Consider the following 22301-nt stretch of genomic DNA (forward strand, 5'->3'; position numbering starts at 1 on the left):
CCCTTGCAACTGCACACCGCTCGCCTGCTGCTTCGGGCGCCTTCGGCCGCGCTGGCGCCCGCTGTCAATGGCTTTCAGATGCGCAATCTGGCCCATTTCGCAACCTGGGACCCGCCCTACTCGGCCGACTATTTCGAGCCCGAAGGCGTCAGGGCGCGGCTGGAGCGGGCGGAGCAGGACTTTGCCGCCGGCAGCGCTTACGGCTTCTGGGTCAGCCTCCTGGAGGCGCCGGCCGACCTGATCGGCAAGGTCAACGTGACACAAGTCAGCCGCGGCCCTTTTCAAAGCGCCTCGCTCGGCTATGCCATCGACGCTCAGGCGCAAGGTCAGGGCCTGATGCATGAAGCCTTGCAGGCGGTGATCGCGCTGATGTTCGCCCCGCCGGTGCGCCTGCATCGCTTGCAAGCAGCGGTACGGCCTGAAAACCACGCCAGCTTGGCGGTGATGAAACGTCTGGGATTTGCACATGAGGGCCTCAGCCGGCGCTACTTATTCATCGCCGGCGCCTGGCGCGATCACGAGACTTTTGCGCTGATCAATCCTGACTGGGGTCTTGACGAGCCCCCCTGAATCCGTGTGGCCTGGCTATTTACAATAATTTTTTATTGTTTTACAGTAAACAATTATTGCAATTACCTAAACATGCCCATGGACTCAAGGCCCCATCAAGACAGTGACAAGCTTGCCCGCGTGCGCAGGCTGAGCTGGTGGGTGCGGCTTTTTTGCCTGCTGGGCGCGGTGGCCCTGGTGCTGGCCCCGGCGCTGCTGTGGAGCCAGCCAGAATGGCTGGAGTCGGTTGCGCGCACCAGTTGGATCAGCAAGAGTGGGCCTTTGCAACTCGACGCCGGCAGTCGCTTTTGGGGCTGGCTGGGCAGTTGCCTGCCGAGTGCCGTCTTGTTGTTTGCGCTCTGGCAGATCTGGTCCCTGTTCGGCTACTACCGGCGCGGCGAGATTTTCAAAGCCGGCCCGGCCACTCATTTGCGTCGCCTCGGCGCGGCGCTGATGGTGAACGCCGTCGCCCAGCCACTGTCCACCACCTTGGGCGTGCTGGCGCTGACCATGGGCAACCCACCCGGCCAACGCCAACTGGTGGTCGGCCTAGGGTTCGAGCATTTCACCAGTTTCGGTTTTGGCCTCGCGGTTTTGGTCATCGGCATCGTGATGCAAGAGGCGGCGCGGGTGGCACAAGAGAACGCGGAGTTCGTCTGATGCCGATTCAAGTGACGCTGGACGTGATGCTGGCCAAGCGCAAGATGCGCTCGCGCGAGTTGGCCGAGGCGGTGGGCATCACCGAGGCGAATTTGTCGCTGCTGAAATCAGGCAAGGTACGCGGCGTGCGCTTCGACACCTTGGCGGCCATCTGCCAAGCCTTGCAATGCCAGCCCGGTGAACTGCTCATTTATCTAGACGGACCCGAGTTGCCGCCGCAAGCATGATGACCTTTGAAGCGGACGCCGCACGACGCCGGCGCCAACTCGCTCTGCTGCCGCTGCTGGCCTTGCTGCACCTCGCAATTGGGCTGGGGCTGGCCTCGCAATGGCGGCACAGCAAGCCAACGCCGGCGACCACGGCGCGCATCGAGATGCGATTGCTGGCGGCACCTCTTGTTCCAAAACCAAAACCGGCGGCGATGCCCATGCCGGCTGCGACCCAGCCGCCAGCGCAGCCCCTCGCGATGAAGGCCCGCGCCCCGATAACCGCCCCGATAACCGCCCCCAAGCCGCCCGCCATCCAAGAAGGCGTGACGCCCTCGCTGGCGACCGAGGCCATGGAAGCGGCGGCTTCGGCGCCGCTTCCAACAGCCGCTGTCGCCAGCCCCGGCCTCTTGATCAACACCGAGGCCACCCGGCGCGCGTTGCGCCAAGCCAGTCGCAGCCCCTTGTTGTCGGAGCGCGCAGCGACTGCGATGGGCGACGGCCCGCCACTCGAACGATCCGAAATACTGGGCCAGGAAATCAAGAAGGCCGGCACCGGTGACTGCCTGAAGGGCGACTTCCTAGGCGGCGGCATGGGCTTGCTGAGCGCACCGTTTTGGCTGTTGGCCGAAGCACGCGGCAAATGCGCAAAATGACGCGGGCTTCAAGCGGCTATCTGGACCAACGCTCGGTCGCCGCACGCTGGGGCTGGCTGCTCGTGCTGCTGCTGCACCTCTTGATGTGGGCTTTGCTGCGAGAAGTGCGTCGTTCTGAGCCCTCGGCGCCTGAGCCGAAAGTGAGCAGTGGATGGCTGATTCCAATACCTCTGTTGCTCGCCAAGAAGCAAGCTGCGGAGGACGTTGAGCCGCCCTTGCTTCGCTTGAAACCAAGCTTGGCGCCACGTTTAACAGCACAGCAGCGAACCGACAACTTGGCCGCGCGACCGGTGCCAAGCCCGGGCATTTCGATCAGCAACAGCGGCGCGGAGACAGCAGCGCTAAACCCTGCCAAAGAACTCAAGCCAAGCCCATTGGCGCCGAGCCCTGAACGACTCAAGCTCGGCCTGCCGGCGAGGCCGGCCTCCGCTGCGCAGAGCACGCCGGCACAAATGGCGGCGCAGGATCCTCGCGGCAACTCACACCGCCCCGATATGGGTGAGCGCATGGCCGCAGCACTCGGCAGCGACCCCAGCCTGCGCGAAGAAATCATCAATCCGGGGCATCGACGCTTTCGCCAGGGCAGCAGCTGTATCGACGTGCAAGACACCCGCAACTCGCAACTGAACCCGTTTGACGAGAGCGCCCGCATGGGCGCCAAGCTGATGTCCAAGTGCAAAGACTAGCCCGCCCGCTTCACCAATTTTTTCGACCCAAACAAGCATCTCTACTATGAAACTACCGACTCGATCAATGCTCCTCGGCGCCGCCATGATGGCGCTGTCTACTGCGGCAGTGCAGGCCCAAGACACCCCCCCGCAACAAACCGAAGTCCTCGACGCCGTCTCGGTCAATATGAAACGTGACAACAGCATTCAGCCCTACGGCCGAATGAACGAGGTGCTGAGCATGGTGCAACGCTACGGGCAAGGCCTGTTCCGACTGGAATTCAAGTTAGAGGCCAAGGACCCCAAGGTGCCACTACCGGCGGCGCCGAAGCTGGCCGTGATGCATGCCGATGCCTATGTGCCGATCGTCATCAAGGCAGACGGTAGTTTCGAGTTGCCCGTGCTGCCCAAAGAGCAGGCCAAAGACGCAGAAATCGCGACTAATTTGGTCAAAGGCACGGCCAAGATGAGCGGCAAGCTCTTATTGACCGTCAAGCCCGAGCAGCTCGATTTGGCGACGGTGCGAAAAATCATGAACACCGCCAGAACCATGCGCAGCGAAATCCTGCCCTGGTATCTGCGCTGGGCCTTTCCGCAAGCGGAAGGCGTGCGCATTTGCAGCGCGCAAGCCAACTGGGAGCTGGAGTGGCCCGATCCGGCCGCCGGCAAATCCGCCAACACCGCCGGCCAGTTGCTGACGATTGCGCTGAGCGCCGAGCCGAAGGAGTTGGACCCCGACGAGGTCGGTGCCGCAAAGAAAACGGCCGCCGCCCGGCGCCAATGCACGACGCTGACCGGCCAAGAACGCTGGCCCGATACAGCCCGTCTGCTGGCACCCACCGACACGACCCTAAGCCTGCGCGTCAGCGGCCAGAATTGATGGTCCGCTCAAACCAGTGCGGCTTGACGCTTGGCGCGTGAACTCTTGTGCTGGGCGCGCTGCTCCTCTTGCAGGCGCAGCACGCGGCGTTGCAGCTTGCCGCTGGTCGTCATGGGCAGCGAGTCTGTGAACTCGATTTCTTTTGGCGCCTCGTAGGGCGCCAAAGCCGCACGCACATGGGCTTGCAACTCGGCCACCAAATCGGCCGATTCAAAGTGCCCCGGGCTCAAGACCACATAGGCCTTGACCAGCGCACCGCGCTCGGCATCCGGCTTGGGCACCACCGCCGCGTTGGCCACCGCCGGGTGTTTGACCAAGCAGTTCTCGATCTCACCGGGTCCGATGCGGTAGCCGGCGGACTTGAACATATCGTCGCTGCGGCCCTCAAAAAAGAAATAGCCGTCGGCGTCCATGCGGGCCCGGTCGCCCGTGCGACACCAGCTATTGGCCGGGTCGCCGACGAACTTGGCGTCGGTGGCCGCCTGATTGGCCCAGTAGCCCAAAAAGAACACCGGGTCGAGCGCGCCATGCGTATCCCGCCTGTGCACCGCCACCTCGCCGCTGATGCCGGGCTCGCAAACCTGGCCCGCCTCATCAATCACCGCCACCCGGTGGCCCGGCAACGCCCGCCCCATGCTGCCTGGCCGAGCCGGCCAGAAGCGGCTGCAGTTGCCGACCACATAGTTGATCTCGGTTTGGCCGAACATCTCATTGACCGTCACGCCGAGTTGGCTCTGGCAATAAGCGAACACCGCCTCACCGACCGCCTCGCCCGCACTCATGATGGCCTGCAGCTTGAGCACATAGCGTTTAGTCGGCTGAGGCACAGCCTTGCGCATGGCTTTTAGGGCCGTAGGGAACAAGAAGGTGTGGGTGACGCCGTGGCGCTGCATCAGCTCGAAAGCCTTCTCCGGCGCAAAACGCCCCTGGTAGGCAACGATGGGCCGGCCGAAATACAGCGTCGGCAGCAAGGCATCCATCAAGCCGCCGGTCCAGGCCCAATCAGCCGGGCTCCAGAACACCGCGTCCGACTTCTTGCCCGGATCGGCCGGGTCAAAGCCAAACCAATTCTGGCTGGCGACAAAGCCACTCAGGTTGCCGAGCAAGGCGCGCTGCGGGATCAAGGCACCTTTGGGGTCGCCGGTCGTGCCGCTGGTGTAGATCAACAAGGCGGCATCATCGGCACCGGTGTGCACGGCGCTGAAGCGCGCGGCCTCGGCCTGCAAGGCCTGCATCCAGCACACCTCGTGCTCGCCCTGCGGAACCCCGCCCACCGCGATCAACTCGCGCAGCGCCGGGCAACTGGGCCGCAAGGCCTGCAGCAGCGGCAACCCAACTTCATCGGCAATCGCCAGCACAGCGCCGCTGTCGCGTAAACGAAAGCCCAGTGCATCCGCGCCGAACAGATGCGACAAGGGCATGGCCACCGCGCCGAGTTGGCTGATGGCGATATGGGCCACCGCCGTCTCAAAGCGCTGAGGTAGCACGATGGCGACCCGGTCACCGCGCTGCACACCACGGCGCCGCAAGGCATTGCTCAAACGGTTGGCGGCGCGCTGCAACTGGCCATAACTGTACTGGGCACGGCAACCTCCATCGCCCTCGAAGATGATCGCCAAGGCATCCGGCGTGTCGCGCGCCCAGCGGGCGCAGCAGACCTCGGCCAGATTGAATTCAGCCGGCACCGCCCAACGGAACTCGGCATACAGGGCAGCATAGTCATCACTTGATTGAACAACAGAGTTTTCCATCAAGACTGCCCTTTTTGTGTCGCCAGCAAGTCGGCCATGGTAGCGATGAGCGGCCGAACGGCTCTCATGGAATGCCCTAAGGACTGCCTTGGCCAAACTAAACTTCGCACATGCATATCCGTTTGATTCATAACCCCCGCTGTTCGAAGTCCCGCGAGGCGCTGAGCTTGCTGCAAGTCAGCGGCCACGCCGTCGAAGTGATTGACTACTTGAAAGCCCCCTTGTCTTTGGCTGAGCTGAGCTGCTTGCAACAAAAATTGAATCTGCCGGCACGCGCGATGCTGCGCAGCGGTGAAGACGAGTACGCCGCGCTGGACTTGGCTCGCCCTGAACTGAGCGACGCCGAACTCTTGGCCGCCATCGCGGCTCACCCCAAGCTGCTGCAGCGGCCGATCGTGGAGTTGGAGGCCAAGGCGCTGATCGCGCGGCCGCCCGAATTACTGACCGAGTGGCTGCTTCAGGCCTTGTAACGCGTCAAGGCATCGCCGCTGAGCCGGCAGATTCGCCAGTCAGGCATCACGCTGGCGCCCATGTTTTCGTAAAAGCGGATTGCGTCTTCGTTCCACTCCAGTACGCTCCATTCGAAGCGGCCGTAGTCACGCTCATTGGCGATCTGCGCCAAACGGGTCAGCAAGCCCTTGCCCAGGCCGGTCCGGCGGTGCGCATGGCGCACATAGAGGTCTTCCAAATAGAGGCCGGGCTTGGCCAAGAAGGTACTGAAGTTGGTGAAGAAAAGCGCGAAGCCGACCACCTCGCCCTCAATCTCCCCGACCAAGGCCTCAACCACCGGTTTGGGGCCGAACAGATAGGGCTCCAGCTTGTCGGCCGTCAGCGTCAGCATATGCGTGAGTTGCTCGAACTCGGCCAAGTCGCCAATCAAGCCGACGATGGCCGGCACATCGCGTGCTTCGGCGGGACGTATGGAGTAGGGATTCATGCCGCGGATTCTGCCCGTGAATTTATGTCGCTGTTTTGACGACTCAGACCTGTCACGCAGCCGACAGCCACATCGTCTGTCGCCGGGCTACAGTGCGCCGCATGACTGCCCCCACCTACCTTGCCCGCCGCACGCACCAAAGTCGCTTCATCGAGCTGCGGGGCTTGCGCCACCATGTCTTGCAATGGGGCGGACGCCTGGATGCTAACGTGCCAACCCTGGTGATGCTGCATGGCTGGATGGACGTCGGCGCCTCTTTCCAATTCGTCGTCGACGCGCTGCAAAAGCAGCCAGCGCGCCAAGTGATCAGCATGGACTGGCGTGGTTTCGGGCTGACTGCCGGCAGCGGCGCCGACGCCTACTGGTTCCCCGACTATCTGGGCGACCTCGACGCCTTGCTGGACACGCTCAGCCCCGAGCAGCCGGTGGACCTCTTGGGCCACAGCATGGGTGGCAATGTGGTGATGAGTTATGCCGGCGTACGCCCGGACCGTGTGCGCCGCTTGATCAATCTGGAAGGCTTCGGTCTGCCCGAGACGCAGGCTAGCCAAGCGCCCGGTCGGCTGGCGAAATGGCTGGACGATTTGAAGCAGCCGCAGGAGCTGAAAAGCTATCCGGATCTGGCGGCGGTGGCCGCACGCCTGATGAAGACCAACCCGCGCTTGCCGGCCCTTAAAGCGGCCTGGCTGGCACCGCATTGGTCGCGCGAAGTAGGCGGCGCTTGGCACATCCTGGCCGACCCGGCGCACAAGCGCGCCAACCCCATGCTCTACCGCAAGGACGAAATCCTGGCCACCTGGGCGCGTATTGATGCGCCCTTGCTCTGGGTCGAGGGTGCCTGCACCGACCTGACGAAGTTCTGGGGCACACGCTACCCGCGCAGCGACTTTGAGAGCCGCTTGAGCGTCGTGCCAAACGTACAACGGCAAATCTTGGCCGACGCCGGCCATATGTTGCATCACGATCAGCCGGAGGCACTTGCAGCAGCGATCGAATCCTTTCTGAGCTGATCCCGGTAAGCCTCGTCGAGCTTGCGCGCAGCCCATGCGTAATAGGCAATCAAGACGCAGTACAGCAACAACAATCCTTGCGCGGCCAGCCAAAAACTGAAGGGCCAGCCGAAGAAGCTGAAGTTCAGCTCGCGGGAAAAAAAGATGCCTCCAAAGGTGGCCACAGCCCAGATCAACAACAGCCCAAAGCTCAGGCGACGGCTGCGCTGCCAATAGATCGAGTGAGCCGCCAGTGACTCCATCGAAGGTGCAAGCTCGCTTTTGCTTGGACTCATAGGCATTGCGAGACACCCACGCTCAAGCAATATTGCAGCTTCAGCCCCGTCGAGATCAACCAGACCAAGCCCAGGGCTGCCGCCAGCAGCCAGCGCAAACGCGGCTCCGCTGCGGCCGGCATCAGCCGGCGCAACGGTGCCAGCAAGGGCTGGGTCAGCCATTGCAGCACCTGATAAATGGGGTTGCGCGCCCGCGACTGGCCGGCGAGCAGGGCCAACAATGCCTGTGCCGCCAAGGTCATCAAGGCAATTTCGGCCCACATCTTCAAGGCAGTGGTGAACAGCAACATGGCCGCGAGTGTGCCGCAATCTGACCCCAAGTAACAGGCTGAAAGCCCTGATTCCGGCCCTGATGCTATGAGCCGGCCCGGCCGTGTGAAAATAGCGGACTCTGGACGGTCGAGAACTGCTGCACTTCAGCGCATTCAGTCGACCGGTGCCGCAAGGAAAAGAACATGGACATCGAACACATCAACGCCATCGGCGTCTCCCTGACCGATCTGACAGCGCGGACTGCCGCGCTAAGGGGGTATCTTTGACTACGACCGCAAAGCCCTGCGCCTGAACGAAGTCAATGCCGCTTTAGAAAACCCCAGCGTCTGGAACGAACCCAAGCGCGCCCAGGAGTTGGGCAAGGAAAAACGCACGTTGGAGAACGTGGTTGAGACCATCAATCACCTCGAAAGCAATCTGGCCGACAACCTCGAGTTGTACGAGATGAGCAAGGCCGATGAAGACTTCGACGGTCTGGCTGCTATCGAAGGCGATGCAGCCAAGCTGAAGGAAACCGTCGAGCAGATGGAATTCCGCCGCATGTTCAACAACCCGGCCGATCCGCTGAACTGCTTTGTCGACATCCAGGCCGGCGCCGGCGGCACCGAGGCCTGCGACTGGGCAAGCATGCTCTTGCGCCAATACCTGAAATACGCCGAGCGCAAGGGCTTCAAGACCACGCTGGAAGACGAAACACCGGGCGATGTGGCCGGCATCAAGAGCGCCACCATCAAGGTCGAGGGCGAGTACGCTTTCGGCCTGCTGCGCACCGAAACCGGCGTGCACCGCCTGGTGCGCAAGAGCCCGTTCGACAGCTCGGGCGGGCGCCACACCAGCTTTGCTTCGTTGTTTGTCTACCCCGAAGTGGATGACTCGATCGAGATCGACATTAACCCGGCCGATGTGCGCACCGATACCTTCCGCGCCTCCGGCGCCGGTGGTCAGCACATCAATAAGACCGATTCGGCCGTGCGTCTGACGCATATTCCGACCGGCATCGTCGTGCAGTGCCAGGACGGCCGCAGCCAGCATGGCAACCGCGATGTGGCCTGGAAGCGCCTGCGCTCACGCCTGTACGATTTCGAAATGCGCAAGCGCATGGAAGAGCAGCAAAAGCTCGAAGACACCAAGACCGATGTCGGCTGGGGCCATCAGATTCGCAGCTATGTGCTGGATCAGAGTCGCATCAAGGATTTGCGCACCAACTACGAGACCTCGGCCACCCAGAAAGTGCTGGACGGCGACCTCGACCCCTTCATCTCTGAAAGCCTGAAGCAAGGCGTCTGAGCCTAGGACCCAAGTACTTCGCTCTGAACTCCTCAATGACCCCGCGCCGTTTGCGGGGTTTTCATCCCATCAAGCCACCCAAGGATGCCCGCCATGCGTGAAGGCACTGCCACCCTGATTCGCCGCGAAGACTATCAAGCTCCCGCGTTCTGGATTCGCACCATCGACCTGACTTTTGATCTGGACCCGGCCAAGACCTTGGTCACGGCCAAGATGCAACTCGAGCGCAATCGCGACGTCGCCCATGGCCCGCTGCGCCTGCACGGCGAGGCGCTGAATGTGCTGCGTGTGCTGATCGATGGCGAGAGCGTGTCCTTCCGCCAGGACGGCGATCAACTGGTGATCGACAACGCGCCCGACGCCGATTTCGCCTTGGAGCTGCGCAACACCTGTGCGCCCGACAAGAACACCACGCTGAACGGCCTCTACACCTCGGGCGGCAGTTTCTTCACGCAATGCGAGGCCGAGGGCTTCCGCCGCATCACCTACTTCCTGGACCGCCCCGATGTGATGGCCGTCTACACCGTGCTGCTGCGTGCCGACAAGGCCAAGTACCCGGTGCTGCTGTCGAATGGCAATCTGCTGGAAAGCGGTGATCTGCCGAATGGCCGCCACTTCGCCAAATGGCATGACCCCTTCCCGAAGCCGAGCTATTTGTTCGCACTGGTGGCAGGTGATCTGGTGGCACGCGAGCAGCGCGTACGCACGCGTGCCGGCAAAGATCATTTGCTGCAGGTCTATGTGCGTCGCGGCGACCTGGAAAAGACCGAACACGCCATGAACTCGCTGATCGCTTCCATCGTCTGGGACGAAGCGCGCTTCAATTTGCCGCTGGATCTGGAGCGCTTCATGATCGTCGGCGTGTCCGACTTCAATATGGGCGCGATGGAAAACAAGGGCCTGAACATTTTCAACACCTCGGCGCTCCTGGCCTCGGCCGCCACCGCCACCGACGCGGACTTTGGCCGCATCGAGTCCATCGTCGCGCACGAGTACTTCCACAACTGGACCGGCAACCGCGTCACCTGCCGCGACTGGTTCCAGCTCTCGCTGAAAGAAGGCCTGACGGTCTTCCGCGATCAAGAATTCAGCATGGACATGGCCGGCAGCGCCTCGGCCCGCGCCGTTTGCCGCATCCAGGACGTGCGCAATTTGCGCGCCGCGCAGTTTCCCGAGGACTCCGGCGCCATGGCCCACGCTGTGCGGCCAGACAGTTATGTGGAAATCAACAATTTCTACACGACGACGATTTACGAAAAGGGCTCGGAAGTCGTGCGCATGTACCAGACCCTGGTCGGGCGCGCTGGCTTCGAAGCCGGCCTCAAGCTCTACTTCGAGCGCCATGACGGCCAAGCCGTCACTTGCGATGAGTTTGCCGCCGCCATCGCCGATGCCAACCCTGGCTCGGCGCTGACGACTCGCCTGGATGCCTTCAAGCGCTGGTACTCGCAGGCCGGCACGCCTCATGTGAAGGCGCGCGGCGTCTATGACGCAGCCGCGCAAACGTACACGCTGACGCTGAGTCAACATTCACGCGCCACACCGGGCCAGCCCGAGAAATTGCCGCAGGTGATTCCGGTCGCCATGGGCCTGTTGAGTGCCGAGGGTCAGTCCTTGCCTTTGCATTTACAGGGCGAAGCCGCCGCAGTCGGCACGGACCATGTGCTGGTGCTGGAGCAGGCCGAGCAAAGCTTTGTCTTCATCAACGTCAGCACGGCGCCGGTGCCCTCGCTGCTGCGAGACTTCTCCGCGCCGGTGATCCTGGACGACGGCCTCAGTGACGCCGAACTGCTGGTGCTGTTGCAGCATGACAGCGACGCCTTCAATCGATGGGAAGCTGGCCAGCGCCTGGCGCTGAACCGCATCCTCGCGGCATTGCAGAGCGGCGCCGCGCTGCAACTTGATCAAGCCTACTTGGATGCGATGCGCGCCGTGCTGCGCCACCCACAGCTGGACGCGGCTTTCAAGGAACTGGCGCTGACCTTGCCGGGCGAAGGCTATATTGCCGAGCAGTTGGAGGTGGTCGATCCGCAGGCTATTCACGCGGTCGTACAAGCTGCCCAAGAACAATTGGCCGCAGCACTGCGCGACGATTGGATCAGCGCCTTCGAGGCCAACCAGGTCAAGGGCGGCTACTCGCCGGACCCGGTCTCCAGCGGCAAACGCGCGCTCGCCAATCTGGCCCTCAGCATGTTGGTGCTGGACGCGCCGCGCGTGCAAGACAGCGTCTGGCCGGGCCGCGCCTACCAGCGTTTCAAGGACGCCGGCAATATGACCGACCGCCTGGGCGCCTTGGCCGCCTTGGTCAATGCACATGCCGAACTGGCCGACAGCGCGCTGGAGCGCTTCCACGAGCTGTTCAGGGACGACCCGCTGGTGGTCGACAAATGGTTCGCGCTACAGGGCCGTGCGCCCGAGCAAGACGGCAAGACCTTTGCCCGCGTCAAGCAATTGACCAAGCATGCCGACTTCACGCTGAAGAACCCGAACCGTGCGCGCAGCCTGCTGTTTTCGCTGTGCATGTACAACCCGGCCGCCTTCCACCGCGCTGATGCAGCGGGTTATGTGTTCTGGGCCGAGCAGGTCTTGGCACTGGACGCGATCAACCCGCAAATCGCCAGCCGCCTGGCCCGCGTGATGGACCGTTGGAGCAGCTTGGCACCCGCCTATCGCAGCGCCGCGCTGGAGGCAATTCGCCGCGTTGCGGCCAAGGCCGACTTGTCCAATGATGTGCGCGAAGTGATCAGCCGCGCGCTAGCTTCAGTCACGGCTGCTTGATAAGCTGCTCAAGCCACTAACTCTGGATTTCCCAACATCATGACCCGACGCATCAGCCTGACCCAATACCTGATCGAACAGCAGCGCCAATATGGCCAGATCCCGCAGGAACTGCGGCTCTTGATCGAGGTGGTGGCGCGCGCTTGCAAGCGCATCTCCATCAGTGTCACCAAGGGCGCTTTGGGTGAAGTGCTGGGCACGGCAGGCAGCGAAAACGTGCAGGGCGAGATCCAGAAGAAGCTCGACATCATCGCCAACGAAGTGCTGATCGAAGCGAACGAATGGGGCGGCCACTTGGCGGCGATGGCCTCCGAGGAAATGGAAGGCATCCACATCGTGCCCAACCGTTACCCGCAAGGCGAATACCTGCTGATGTTCGACCCGCTCGACGGCTCCAGCAATATCGACGTCAACGTCTCGATCGGCACGATCTTCTCGGTCTTGAAGAAGGCCGAGGGCAGCAAGGGCGTGTCGGAAGACGACTTCCTGCAGCCCGGCACCGCGCAGGTTGCAGCCGGTTACTGCGTCTACGGCCCGCAGACCACGCTGGTCTTGACCTTCGGCCAAGGTGTGGCGATGTTCACCTTGGACCGCGAGCAAGGCTCCTTCGTGCTGACCAGCGAAGACGTCAAGATCCCCGAGGACACCAAAGAATTCGCCATAAATATGTCGAATATGCGCCATTGGGACGAACCGGTAACGCGTTATATCGACGAAGCCTTGGCCGGCAGCACCGGGCCGCGCGCCAAAGACTTCAATATGCGCTGGATCGCCTCCATGGTGGCCGACGTACACCGCATCCTGACCCGTGGTGGTGTCTTCCTCTACCCCTGGGACAAGCGCGAACCCAACAAGGCCGGCAAGCTGCGCCTGATGTACGAGGCCAACCCGATGGCCTTCCTGGTCGAACAAGCCGGAGGTGCCGCCACCAACGCCCGCCAGCGCATCATGGACCTGCAGCCCACACAGTTGCACGAGCGTGTCGCCGTGGTGCTGGGCTCGAAGAAAGAAGTCGAGCGCGTCACCGACTACCATCTGGCCGCCGACAAAAATAAAGCTAGAATCTAGGGCTTGATGCCGGTGTAGCTCAGTCGGTAGAGCAGCTCATTCGTAATGAGAAGGTCGGGTGTTCGATTCATCTCTCCGGCACCATCAACACAAACAACAAAGCCCAGACTAACCCTCTGGGCTTTGTTGTTTGTGGTCGGCGCTTGGGAGGGCCGGCGCGAGCCTACCAAGCGCCGCAGGTCAATCAATTCCCCACCGTCACCCAAGCCAGCTCCAGCCAGTTGTCGGCCCGGTGCACTACATTGACATTGCTGCGCGCCGCCCAGGGGATCATCTGGCGGTGTAACGGCAGCACATGGAATTGCTCTTTGTACTCGGTCAGCGCGGCCTTGATCAATTGCTCGCGCTTGGCCGCATCGGGCTCGACCGATGACTGCGCCGCCAATGCATCGAACTTGTCGTTATGCACATTGCCATAGTTATACAAACCGACGCCCCTGTCACCGCGATTACGGTAAACCGGCGTCATGATGGACTCGGCGTCATTGATGGCACCACCCCAGCCGTAGAGAAACAAGCTGGTGTCTAGCTTTTCCAGCTTGGGGAAAAAGGTCACCCGCGGCATCGCCGAGACCCGCACTTTGACCTTCAACTGCGCCCACATCGCGGCCAAGGCCTGGCAAATCTCTTCGTCATTGATGTAGCGGTTGTTCGGGCAATCAAGTGTGACTTCGAAGCCGTCCGGGTAGCCGGCTTCCGCCATCAGCTTGCGCGCGGCGGCCATGTCATAGGGATAACGGGCTTCCAACGCGGCATCATAAAAACTCGCCGTCGCCGAAGGCGTCGGGCTGCCGGTAGGCTGGCTCAGGCCGTTCATCAGCTTGACGCGCATCGCCTCCACGTCAACCGCTTGATAGAGTGCTTTGCGCACGCGAATGTCTTTAAATGGGTTTTTGTCGCCGGCCACATTGGCGTAAAGCAGCTTGTCGCGGGCCTGATCCATGCCAATGAAGATGATGCGGTTCTCTGGCCCATCAATCACCTTGACGCCGCTGGTATTGCGCAGGCGCGGCACATCGCGTGGCGCCGGGTCGAGCACAAAGTCGATCTCGCCCGACACCAGGGCCGCCAAACGCGTGGCGTCATTACCGATCGGCGTGAACACCATTTGCTGCACATTGCCATCAAACTTGCCCCACCAAGCCGGATTGCGCTTGAAGACCGTCTTGACGCCAGGTTGGCGCGTTTGCAGCATAAAGGGGCCGGTGCCGTTGGCATTCATGCTGGTGAAGCTCTCCTCCTTGTTCTTGAAGTCAAGCGGTCGCACTGCGCGATTGGCCTCGGACCATGATTTGCTCATGATCCAGAGCGTGTCCAGATGCTGCAGAAAGATCGGGTTATAGCTGCTCAGCTGAAACTCGACCGTCAAGTCATCGACCTTGCGCGCGGTGCCCACCGCATTGGCGTAAACGGATATTTGCGAGGTCGGTGCGGCGGCGCGCTGGACGGAGAACACCACATCGTCGGCCGTAAAGGGGCGACCGTCATGAAACTTCACGCCGGGGCGCAGCTTGAAGCGCCACAGCAGCGGCGAGACTTGCGTCCATTCGGTGGCAAGACCCGGCACGATATTCAGCTTGCGGTCGCGCCGAGTCAGGCGCTCATAAATCTGACCGTTGACCATATTGGTCATGCTCTCGTTTTGCGAATGCGGGTCCATGGTCTGTGGGTCGCCCTGGCTGGCCCAGCGCAGTGTCTGCGCCTGCGCCACTCCCATTTGGCCCAGCTGAGCGAAGGCCAGCAGAACAACAGCAGCTATATTTTTCTTCATCCCGGGTCTCCCGCCGATTGATGCTGCGCCGAGTTTAGGCAAGGAGCGCCGACCAGCGGCTCGGGGTAAACCTATGGGAGCTTGATCTAACTCAGACCTTGCGCCAAATCTCATCCAAATGCGTAAAGCCCCAGTCCTGCGGCGACTCGCGACCGACGACGCGGTCAGTCACGGCCGCGTCGGACAAGTCAAGCGTCTGCACCGAGATGGGCAGCTTAGAGCGGGTTGAGTAAAACACGCGCACCACCGGTGCGGCCAAGTTCTGAGAGTTCAAATCCAGTACCACCGCCAAGCGACCTGACTCCAGCTTGACCAAGCTGCCAACCGGGTAGATACCCACGCACATGACGAAAGCCTTGAACACGACCGGATCAAACTGTCCCGTCCATTGCGCCATGCGTTGAATCGAGCCGGCCGGATCCCAGGCCGCCTTGTAGGGCCGGGTCGAGGTGATCGCGTCATAGACATCGCAGACCGACCCCATGCGCGCCAGCAAGCTGATCTGCTCGCCCTTGAGCTTTTGCGGGTAGCCGGTGCCGTCCATCTTTTCATGATGGTGCAAGCAGACATCCAGCGCTGAAGCGGACACACCGCCACTTTCCTTGAGCATTTGATAGCCCCGCACCGGATGCGAGCGAATCACCGTGAACTCGGCATCAGTCAAGGCACCGGTTTTGTTCAGTATCTCCAAAGGCATCGCCATCTTGCCGATGTCGTGCAAAAGTCCGGCCATGCCCGCCTCACGGGCCTGGTCTTCATCTAGGCCGAGCTGCCGACTCAAGGACACCATCAATGCACATACCGCGACCGAGTGCATATAGGTGTAGTCGTCCTTGGTCTTGAGCCGTGCCAGGCTGATCAAGGCCGACGGGTTGCGGGCGACCGAATTGGCGATCTCCTCCACCAAGGGCTGGCATTGCTCGCTGTTGATCGCGTTGCCCATACGGGCCTCGCCGAACAAGGCCGTGATCTGCTCGCGCGAGCGGTTCATCAACAGCGTGGCCTGCTCCATCTCTGCGCCCATGGTCACACGTGCAGCCCGGGCGCCGGGCTTGGGCGGAGGATTGATTGGGCTGCCAAGGGGCAGTTGGGGTTCCAGGGGCGCTACAGGAGCTGCAGGCGCTGCAGCCGGCAAGTCTGCCGCCGCCAAGTCGGTCGGCGGGCCGCCGGGTTCTTCTGCGGCCAAGTCAGCTCCCTTGCTGACATCGATCCAAACCGCCGGCACGCCGCTCCTCAGCAAAGCATCCAAGTCGGCTTGATCCCGCAACACAAACTTGGTCTTCCAAAAAGGATGCGATAGCCATGAGCCCTCCATCGACTGGAGAAACATGCCCAACTCGACCTGCTGGGTGGGTATCTTTTTTAGCATCGCTGGCCCAAACGACTCATTGCGGAGTCAACACTTGAGTATCTGCCCTGTGCATCATTTTGCATTTGCCGAATTGCATAAAAAAAGCCGCCATTTAGGCGACTTTTTTGCGTTTCAGGCCAAACCAGCAGGCTGGTTCAATGCGTGGGCTCAGCGGAACTTGCTCTGCGGCACAGTGCGCAACTCGCCCGGCAAAGAGGCCAGGTAATTGGCCAGCGCCTTCAACTCGGTGTGGCTGAACTGCTTGACCTGGCCCGCCATAATCGCGTTGTTGCGCCCATAGGTCGCCTTACCTTCGGCTTGATAGGACTTCAGCGCCACATACAGATAGTCGGCATGCTGACCGGCCAGCTTCGGGTAAGCGCCGTCAATCGGCTTGCTGAAGTTGGCGCCGTGGCAGGACGCGCAGGCCCCCTTGCTCAACAACTCGGCCACTTGAGCGCTAGGCGGCGTGACGGTCTCGGGCACCGGCGGCACGCCGGCTTGTTTCTCGTAATAGGCGGCCACATCGGCCATGTCTTGCTCGCTCAAATGCTGGCCGATGCCGCGCATCGTCGGGTGCTTGCGCTCACCCTTGTTGTAGGCATTCAAGGCCGAAATGATGTACTTGGCGTTTTGCCCGGCAATCATCGGCACCTTGTGCACTTCGGGAAAGCTGGCTTGGTAGCCAGGGATGCCATGGCAACCGATGCACATGGCAACCTTGGTTTGTACCGAGGTCTGAGCCGAACCATTCGCCTTGGCATCGGCCGGGGCCTGGGCTTGGGCATTAGCGGAGGCGCTGGCGCAAAACGAGGCGGCCAAGGCGAGCGAGATCTGCAGCAGTTTTTTCATAGTCCCAGGGGTCTTGTTCTGAATCCGATCGGCATTATAGAGGCCGCCCCTATACTCATTCGAACCTATATTACGTTTGATCTAAGCCATGAAATTTGCAGGTTCCGACCAATACGTTGCCACCGCTGACTTGATGCTGGCCGTCAACGCCAGCGCCACCTTGCAGCGCCCCTTGCTGGTCAAGGGCGAACCCGGCACCGGCAAGACCATGCTGGCCGAGGAAGTGGCCGCCGCTTTGGGCATGCCGCTGCTGCAATGGCATATCAAGTCGACCACCAAGGCCCAGCAAGGCCTGTACGAGTACGACGCCGTCAGCCGCCTGCGGGACAGCCAGCTCTCCGGCATTGAAGGTGCCGAAAAGGTCAAGAACATCGAGAACTACATCGTCAAGGGCGTGCTCTGGCAGGCTTTCGAGGCCGATCAACCGGTGGCCTTGCTGATCGACGAGATCGACAAAGCCGACATCGAATTCCCCAACGACTTGTTGCGCGAGATCGACCGGATGGAGTTCTATGTCTACGAGACCCGTCAACTGATCAAGGCCAAGCATCGCCCGCTGGTTTTCATCACCTCCAACAATGAAAAAGAGTTGCCCGACGCGTTTTTGCGCCGCTGCTTCTTTCACTACATCAAGTTCCCCGACCCGGCGACCATGCAGGCCATCGTCGACGTGCATTTCCCAGGCCTGAAGAAAGAGCTGCTGGCGGCCGCGCTGAAGACCTTCTTCGACGTGCGCAACTTGCCGGGCCTGAAGAAGAAACCGTCCACTTCGGAGCTGCTCGACTGGCTCAAGCTGCTGGTGGCCGAGGACATCCCGACTTCAGCGCTGCAAAGCCAGGATGAGCGCGTCAGCATTCCGCCGTTGGTTGGCGCCCTGCTCAAGAACGAGCAAGACCTGACCCTGTTCGAAAAGCTCATACAGATGCAGCGCCATAACCGCTGACTTGAGCAGATCCAAAACCACAAGACAGACCATGACCTCTCCCCTCAAAAATGCTGCCCTTGAAGGCTTGGCCGATGCCGGTGGTTTCGTACTGGGCGCCCTGGCTGGCTGGCAACTTGGCATTCTTTTTGGCTATGACTTCGTCAACACGCCCGGCTGGGGCTTGCCGCAAGTCACCGGCCTGCTCTTCATCGTGCTCGGCTGCGGGGCCGGGCGCCTGCTGTTTCGTCGCCTTTTGAAGCAATTTTTTCCATCGGATAAAGCATGAGCAAGACTCGTAAATTTGATGTCGACGCACTCTGGCAAATCGAGCGCGTCGGCGCGCCCAGCCTGTCGCCCGATGGCGCACAAGCAGTGGCCAGCTTGTCGCAGTTCGATATGGCAGAGAACAAGAGTCGCTCCAGCCTGTATCTATTGTCCGCGCTGGGCGGAGAGCCGCGCCGCTTGACCAGTGCAGGCGACAAAGACGGCACACCGCAGTGGAGTCCCACGGGTGAGTTGATCGCCTTTTTGGCCAAGCGCGAGCAAGAAGGCGTCAAGGACGAAGAAGCGCAGCTTTATGTGATTGCGCCGGACGGTGGCGAAGCACGACGGCTCGGCCCCATCGCCACTGGCGTGGAGGCCTTCAAGTGGTTCCCCGACGGCCGCCGCATCGCCTTCATCTCCTGGGTCTGGCCCGAGCTCAAGGGCTCAAAAGCGCAGGCCAAGGCGCACAAAGATTTCAAGGCGCGCAAGCAGACCGGCTATGTCACCAGCGAAGCGTTTTACCGCTACTGGGATCACAGCATTCCGATGGGGCGGGTCGCCCATCTGCATGTCATCGACGTCAAGAGCGGCAAGACCCAAGACCTGTTTGAAGGCAGTGACTTCGAACTCAGCCGCGCCGACGCGGGCAATGAATGCTTCGACATCTCGCCCGATGGCCGCCGCATCGTCTTTGCCTTCGATCCTGCGGCCGAGAAGAAAGTCGGCAACTGCTTTGCGCTGGCCGAGCTAACGCTTAAATCAGGCGAATTCCGCACCCTCTTGCAAGACGCGGCCTGGGATTTTGGCGCACCGCGCTACAGCCACGGCGGCCGGCATCTGGCGTTTTTGGCCAGCAACCAGGGCCTCAAGCACACGATGCCGGCGCAACTGGCGGTGCTGGATACCCATGGCCAATGGGCGGTGGTGTCGGCCGACTGGGACCGCGAAGTCGCCGCACCCCTGGTCTGGGCCGAGGATGACTTATCGCTGCTGTTTTGCGCCGAGCAGGCCGGCCGGCGCCACCTCTGGCGCTTTGACCTGCCAGCCGCCTCGGCTGCGATCGAATTCGAAGGCGGCCATGCAACAAGCTTCGCGGCCGCTGCGGGCGTGATCGTCATCAACCACGACAGCATTCACTTCCCGCCGCGCTTGTCGGTGCTGGATGAGGAGAAGAAGGCGCAGCGCATCGAGTCCTTCAACGCTGACTTGCTGGCAGCGCACAAATTCTCCAAGATCGAGGAAGTCTTCTACGCCGGCGCACAGGGCGAGCAGGTGCAAATGTGGCTGGCCTACCCGCCCGGCTTCGACGCCAAGAAGAAATACCCGGTCATGCATCTGATCCACGGCGGCCCGCACACCGCCATGGGTGACAGCTGGCATTGGCGCTGGAACCATCAGCTCTTTGCCGCCGAGGGCTATGTCGTCGCCGCCGTCAACTACCATGGCTCATCCAGCTTCGGCCATGCTTTTCTGGACTCGATCACGCACCGCTGGGGCGAGCTGGAGTTGCAAGACATCGAGGCCGGCACCGATTGGATCTTGAAGAAGCCTTGGGCCGACAAAGGCCGCATTTACGCCACCGGCGGCAGCTACGGCGGCTTCATGGTCGCATGGATGAACGGGCATGTGGAGCCTGGGCGTTACCAAGCCTATATCTGCCACGCCGGCTGCTTCGACTGGCAAGCCATGTATGCCGACGATTGCTACACCTGGCATGTCAAAGAACTGGGCGCCAACTACTGGGTCGACCCGGCAAAAGTCGCCGCCCAAAGCCCGGTCAATTTTGCCCAGCACATGCAAACGCCCACGCTGGTCATCCACGGCGCGCTCGACTACCGTGTGCCCGACGCCCAGGGTCTGGCCTACTACAACACGCTCAAATCGCGCGGCGTCGACGCGCGCCTGCTGTGGTTCCCGGACGAAAACCATTGGGTGCTCAAGCCGCAAAACAGCAAGCTCTGGTACGGTGAGTTTTTTGATTGGCTCAAGCGCCACGGCGGCAAAGGGACGCGCGGCCTAAAGAGCTGAGCCAAGCAAACCTGCTAAGCCCAAATCGCCCTGCCCGCTGAATGCGGCGCAGGGCTTTTTTTCGTCAGCAGCCCCAAGCAATTGGCCATTGAATGGCCGTTGATTGGCCACTGACTGGCCGCAGGCTTGACACAAAAAGCGACCTGTTCACAGCGTACTTCATCACCACCAACAGCAGCTGCCATTGACACAATCAGGCAAGGACTCGAACTGCGCCTCGGCCGGCCTGCGTCCGTCGAATTCATCAGCACGGACCAGTCAGTCAAATCACCGCTCCTCTCCCTTAGGCCAAGAATGTCTTCAAGCCCTCGCGTCGCATCTCTACTGTCCTCGCAAGGCGATGGCTTTAAACCGAACCTGCCAAAGCAGTTGCTGCTCTGGCTCTGTGCCTCGCCCCTGCTGGCCGTGCAAGCAATGGCGCAGACCCCGCCGGACGCCGGTAGCCTGCTGCAGCAACAGCGCCAAAGCTCGCCGCAACTGCTGCCACCCAGCAAGGACCAAACTCCGCGCCTGCGCCAGGCCGTGGAATCCACCTTGACCGGCGGCCGCCAAGTGCAAGTGCAGCGCTTCGAGTTGGCGGGCAACCTTCTGCTCAATGACGCTAGCTTGCAAAGCGCGCTTGCAGACTACCGGGGCCGCAAGCTCGGCCTGGGCGAATTGCAACGCGCGGCGGCCGCAGTAAGCGAGGCCTACGCACAAGCCGGCTGGCTGGCCCGGGTGTATTTACCCCCGCAAGACATCACCGACGGCGTGATCAGCCTACAAATCGAAGAAGCCCGTTTCGGCGCGCTGCGCTTTCTTGACTCCGGCAACACTCGATTTAACCGAGAGCGCGCCCAAGCGATGGTCGCCGCTCAACAAGCGCCCAGCGCGGCGCTGAACCTCAACGCGCTGGACCGCACCTTGTTGTTGCTCAGCGACTTGCCCGGCGTCAGCAGCAGCGGCAGCCTGGTGGCCGGCAGCGCGGCCGGTGAAACCGATCTTTTGCTCAAACTGGAGGATGGCCCGCTGCTAATCGGCGATGTCGGAGGCGATAACGCCGGCAGCCGCTCCACCGGCGCCGCACGCTTGAATGCGGGACTAGGCTTGAATGGCTGGCTGGGGCGTGGCGATGCGCTGAGCGCCAATCTCAGCCACACCGAGGGCAGTGACTATGGGCGCTTCGCCGTATCCGCGCCTCTTGGCGTGCAGGGTTGGCGGGCTGGAGCCAATGCATCAAGCATGCGCTATCAACTGGTCGGCGCCGATTTCGCTGCCCTGCAGTCCAAGGGCCGGACCAGCACCCGGGCGCTGGACGCGAGCTTTCCGCTGCTGCGCAGCCGCGAGCGGAATCTAACGGTGCAATTCAGCGTCGAGCACAAGGATTTTTACAACGAAGCCAATGGCAGCGTCAGCAGCGACTATCGCTCTCGCACGGTCTCGGCCGGCCTGAGCGGCAATCTATTTGACAGCCTGGGCGGCGGCGGCGCCAATGCCGCCGGCCTGCTACTCAACCAGGGCGAACTCAAGCTTGCCGGCTCGCCCAATGCCGCCGTCGATGCGGCCGGCCCCAAGACGCAGGGCAGCTTCACCAAGCTGCGCTACGCCTTCAGCCGCCAGCAAATGCTGAGCCGCAGCCTGTCAGCCTACCTCGGCCTGGCCGGTCAATACAGTGACCGCAACCTCGACTCCTCCGAGAAGTTCTATCTCGGAGGTGCCCAAGGCGTACGCGCTTACCCCAGCAGCGAGTCCGGCGGTGCGCGCGGGCGGATCGTCAATCTGGAGCTGCGCGCGAGTTTGCCCGGCATCGTGCCCGGTGATTTGCGCGGCGTGGCCTTCTACGACTGGGGCCGCGTCCAGGTCAATGTCGACAACAGCTTCGCCGGGGCGCCCAAGATCAATCAGGCGACGCTGCAAGGCGCGGGCCTCAGCATCGCCTGGACGGGGCCGCAAAACCTGGATCTACGGGCCACGCTGGCGCGGCGCAGCGGCGGCAACCCCTTGGCCAACCCGGCAGGTCTCGACCAAGACGGCACGCTCAAGCGCAGCCGCTTGTGGCTGCAAGCCAGCCTGCCCTTCTGAAGCAAGCCCGCTCGCCTTCCCCAAAAGATTTCTCGCCGAGACCACCTTCCC

The 22301-nt window shown here is 61.9% G+C and carries 22 protein-coding genes and 1 tRNA gene; 16 read left to right on the plus strand and 7 right to left on the minus strand.

Annotated features, from left to right (window positions below):
- The first annotated feature begins 3 nt into the window (after positions 1–3).
- The 6 genes from LNV09_RS13080 (at position 4) to LNV09_RS13105 (ending at position 3619) form a co-directional block, all read left to right on the plus strand.
- Complete coding sequence (locus LNV09_RS13080; protein WP_263557507.1) at positions 4–570, plus strand: GNAT family N-acetyltransferase; 567 nt, start codon at positions 4–6, stop codon at positions 568–570.
- A gap of 78 nt (positions 571–648) precedes the next feature.
- Positions 649–1209 carry a DUF2975 domain-containing protein gene (locus LNV09_RS13085; protein ID WP_263557508.1) on the plus strand — a complete coding sequence of 187 codons (561 nt, stop codon included), beginning with the start codon at positions 649–651 and terminating at the stop codon, positions 1207–1209.
- Positions 1209–1436 carry a helix-turn-helix domain-containing protein gene (locus tag LNV09_RS13090; RefSeq protein WP_263557509.1) on the plus strand — a complete coding sequence of 76 codons (228 nt, stop codon included), beginning with the start codon at positions 1209–1211 and terminating at the stop codon, positions 1434–1436. Before LNV09_RS13085 ends, LNV09_RS13090 begins: the two co-directional genes overlap by 1 nt.
- Positions 1433–2071 (plus strand): hypothetical protein, encoded by a 639-nt coding sequence (locus LNV09_RS13095; RefSeq protein WP_263557510.1) that lies wholly within the window; start codon positions 1433–1435, stop codon positions 2069–2071. The genes LNV09_RS13090 and LNV09_RS13095 overlap by 4 nt, the downstream gene beginning before the upstream one ends.
- Positions 2068–2757 (plus strand): hypothetical protein, encoded by a 690-nt coding sequence (locus tag LNV09_RS13100; protein WP_263557511.1) that lies wholly within the window; start codon positions 2068–2070, stop codon positions 2755–2757. The genes LNV09_RS13095 and LNV09_RS13100 overlap by 4 nt, the downstream gene beginning before the upstream one ends.
- A 67-nt stretch (positions 2758–2824) precedes the next feature.
- Entirely contained in the window at positions 2825–3619 is a 795-nt protein-coding gene (locus tag LNV09_RS13105) for a hypothetical protein (RefSeq protein ID WP_263557512.1), read from the plus strand.
- Between the two features lie 8 nt (positions 3620–3627).
- Here the strand turns inward: LNV09_RS13105 and LNV09_RS13110 are convergent, their stop codons facing one another.
- Positions 3628–5370, minus strand: coding sequence for an acetate--CoA ligase (locus LNV09_RS13110; protein ID WP_263557513.1), 1743 nt, complete (start codon positions 5368–5370; stop codon positions 3628–3630).
- 110 nt (positions 5371–5480) lie between these two features.
- Between LNV09_RS13110 and arsC the strand changes: the two genes are divergently transcribed.
- A complete protein-coding gene (gene arsC, locus LNV09_RS13115; protein ID WP_263557514.1) occupies positions 5481–5840 on the plus strand; it encodes an arsenate reductase (glutaredoxin) in 360 nt (119 codons plus the stop codon).
- Here the strand turns inward: arsC and LNV09_RS13120 are convergent.
- Positions 5828–6307, minus strand: coding sequence for a GNAT family N-acetyltransferase (locus LNV09_RS13120; RefSeq protein WP_263557515.1), 480 nt, complete (start codon positions 6305–6307; stop codon positions 5828–5830). The two genes, arsC and LNV09_RS13120, sit on opposite strands and share 13 nt — an antisense overlap.
- 101 nt (positions 6308–6408) lie before the next feature.
- Here LNV09_RS13120 and LNV09_RS13125 point away from each other — a divergent pair, with 101 nt between their 5' ends.
- Positions 6409–7317, plus strand: a complete 909-nt coding sequence (locus LNV09_RS13125; RefSeq protein WP_263557516.1) for an alpha/beta fold hydrolase — start codon at positions 6409–6411, stop codon at positions 7315–7317.
- Here the strand turns inward: LNV09_RS13125 and LNV09_RS13130 are convergent.
- Both LNV09_RS13130 and LNV09_RS13135 read right to left on the minus strand, forming a co-directional pair.
- On the minus strand, positions 7272–7592 hold the full coding sequence (locus tag LNV09_RS13130) for a DUF4212 domain-containing protein (RefSeq protein WP_411969282.1): 321 nt from the start codon (positions 7590–7592) through the stop codon (positions 7272–7274). The two genes, LNV09_RS13125 and LNV09_RS13130, sit on opposite strands and share 46 nt — an antisense overlap.
- Entirely contained in the window at positions 7589–7882 is a 294-nt protein-coding gene (locus LNV09_RS13135) for a YggT family protein (RefSeq protein ID WP_263557518.1), read from the minus strand. Before LNV09_RS13135 ends, LNV09_RS13130 begins: the two co-directional genes overlap by 4 nt.
- Before the next feature lie 165 nt (positions 7883–8047).
- Here LNV09_RS13135 and prfB point away from each other — a divergent pair.
- From prfB to LNV09_RS13155, 4 genes are all read left to right on the plus strand, one after another.
- Positions 8048–9152, plus strand: a protein-coding gene (gene prfB / locus LNV09_RS13140) for a peptide chain release factor 2 (RefSeq protein ID WP_263557519.1) whose coding sequence is annotated in 2 segments (ribosomal slippage) — positions 8048–8128 and positions 8130–9152 — 1104 coding nt in all. Because the reading frame shifts where the segments join, the coding sequence is not laid out codon by codon here.
- A 93-nt stretch (positions 9153–9245) separates the two neighbouring features.
- Positions 9246–11930, plus strand: coding sequence for an aminopeptidase N (pepN, locus tag LNV09_RS13145; protein WP_263557520.1), 2685 nt, complete (start codon positions 9246–9248; stop codon positions 11928–11930).
- Positions 11931–11969: 39 nt separating this feature from the next.
- Positions 11970–12998 carry a class 1 fructose-bisphosphatase gene (locus LNV09_RS13150; RefSeq protein ID WP_263557521.1) on the plus strand — a complete coding sequence of 343 codons (1029 nt, stop codon included), beginning with the start codon at positions 11970–11972 and terminating at the stop codon, positions 12996–12998.
- Between the two features lie 8 nt (positions 12999–13006).
- Positions 13007–13082: transfer RNA gene (locus LNV09_RS13155), tRNA-Thr, on the plus strand.
- Between the two features lie 100 nt (positions 13083–13182).
- Here the strand turns inward: LNV09_RS13155 and LNV09_RS13160 are convergent.
- From LNV09_RS13160 to LNV09_RS13170, 3 genes are all read right to left on the minus strand, one after another.
- Entirely contained in the window at positions 13183–14769 is a 1587-nt protein-coding gene (locus tag LNV09_RS13160) for an ABC transporter substrate-binding protein (RefSeq protein ID WP_263557522.1), read from the minus strand.
- Between the two features lie 91 nt (positions 14770–14860).
- Positions 14861–16138 (minus strand): cyclic di-GMP phosphodiesterase, encoded by a 1278-nt coding sequence (locus LNV09_RS13165; RefSeq protein WP_263557523.1) that lies wholly within the window; start codon positions 16136–16138, stop codon positions 14861–14863.
- A gap of 150 nt (positions 16139–16288) precedes the next feature.
- Complete coding sequence (locus LNV09_RS13170; RefSeq protein ID WP_263557524.1) at positions 16289–16972, minus strand: c-type cytochrome; 684 nt, start codon at positions 16970–16972, stop codon at positions 16289–16291.
- Positions 16973–17060: 88 nt separating this feature from the next.
- On the opposite strand from LNV09_RS13170, the gene LNV09_RS13175 reads away from it, so the two are divergent.
- The 4 genes from LNV09_RS13175 (at position 17061) to LNV09_RS13190 (ending at position 22250) form a co-directional block, all read left to right on the plus strand.
- Positions 17061–17915: an AAA family ATPase gene (locus LNV09_RS13175; protein ID WP_263557525.1), complete on the plus strand. Its 855-nt coding sequence runs from the start codon at positions 17061–17063 to the stop codon at positions 17913–17915.
- Positions 17916–17946: 31 nt separating this feature from the next.
- The gene (locus LNV09_RS13180) at positions 17947–18183 is read left to right on the plus strand and encodes a hypothetical protein (protein ID WP_263557526.1); all 237 of its coding nucleotides are present in this window, start codon (positions 17947–17949) and stop codon (positions 18181–18183) included.
- Positions 18180–20189: a S9 family peptidase gene (locus LNV09_RS13185; RefSeq protein WP_263557527.1), complete on the plus strand. Its 2010-nt coding sequence runs from the start codon at positions 18180–18182 to the stop codon at positions 20187–20189. The genes LNV09_RS13180 and LNV09_RS13185 overlap by 4 nt, the downstream gene beginning before the upstream one ends.
- A gap of 294 nt (positions 20190–20483) precedes the next feature.
- Positions 20484–22250, plus strand: a complete 1767-nt coding sequence (locus LNV09_RS13190) for a ShlB/FhaC/HecB family hemolysin secretion/activation protein (RefSeq protein WP_263557528.1) — start codon at positions 20484–20486, stop codon at positions 22248–22250.
- Positions 22251–22301: the final 51 nt, after the last annotated feature.

It is taken from the genome of Paucibacter sp. B2R-40, assembly GCF_025717555.1.
Taxonomy (GTDB): domain Bacteria; phylum Pseudomonadota; class Gammaproteobacteria; order Burkholderiales; family Burkholderiaceae_C; genus Paucibacter_A.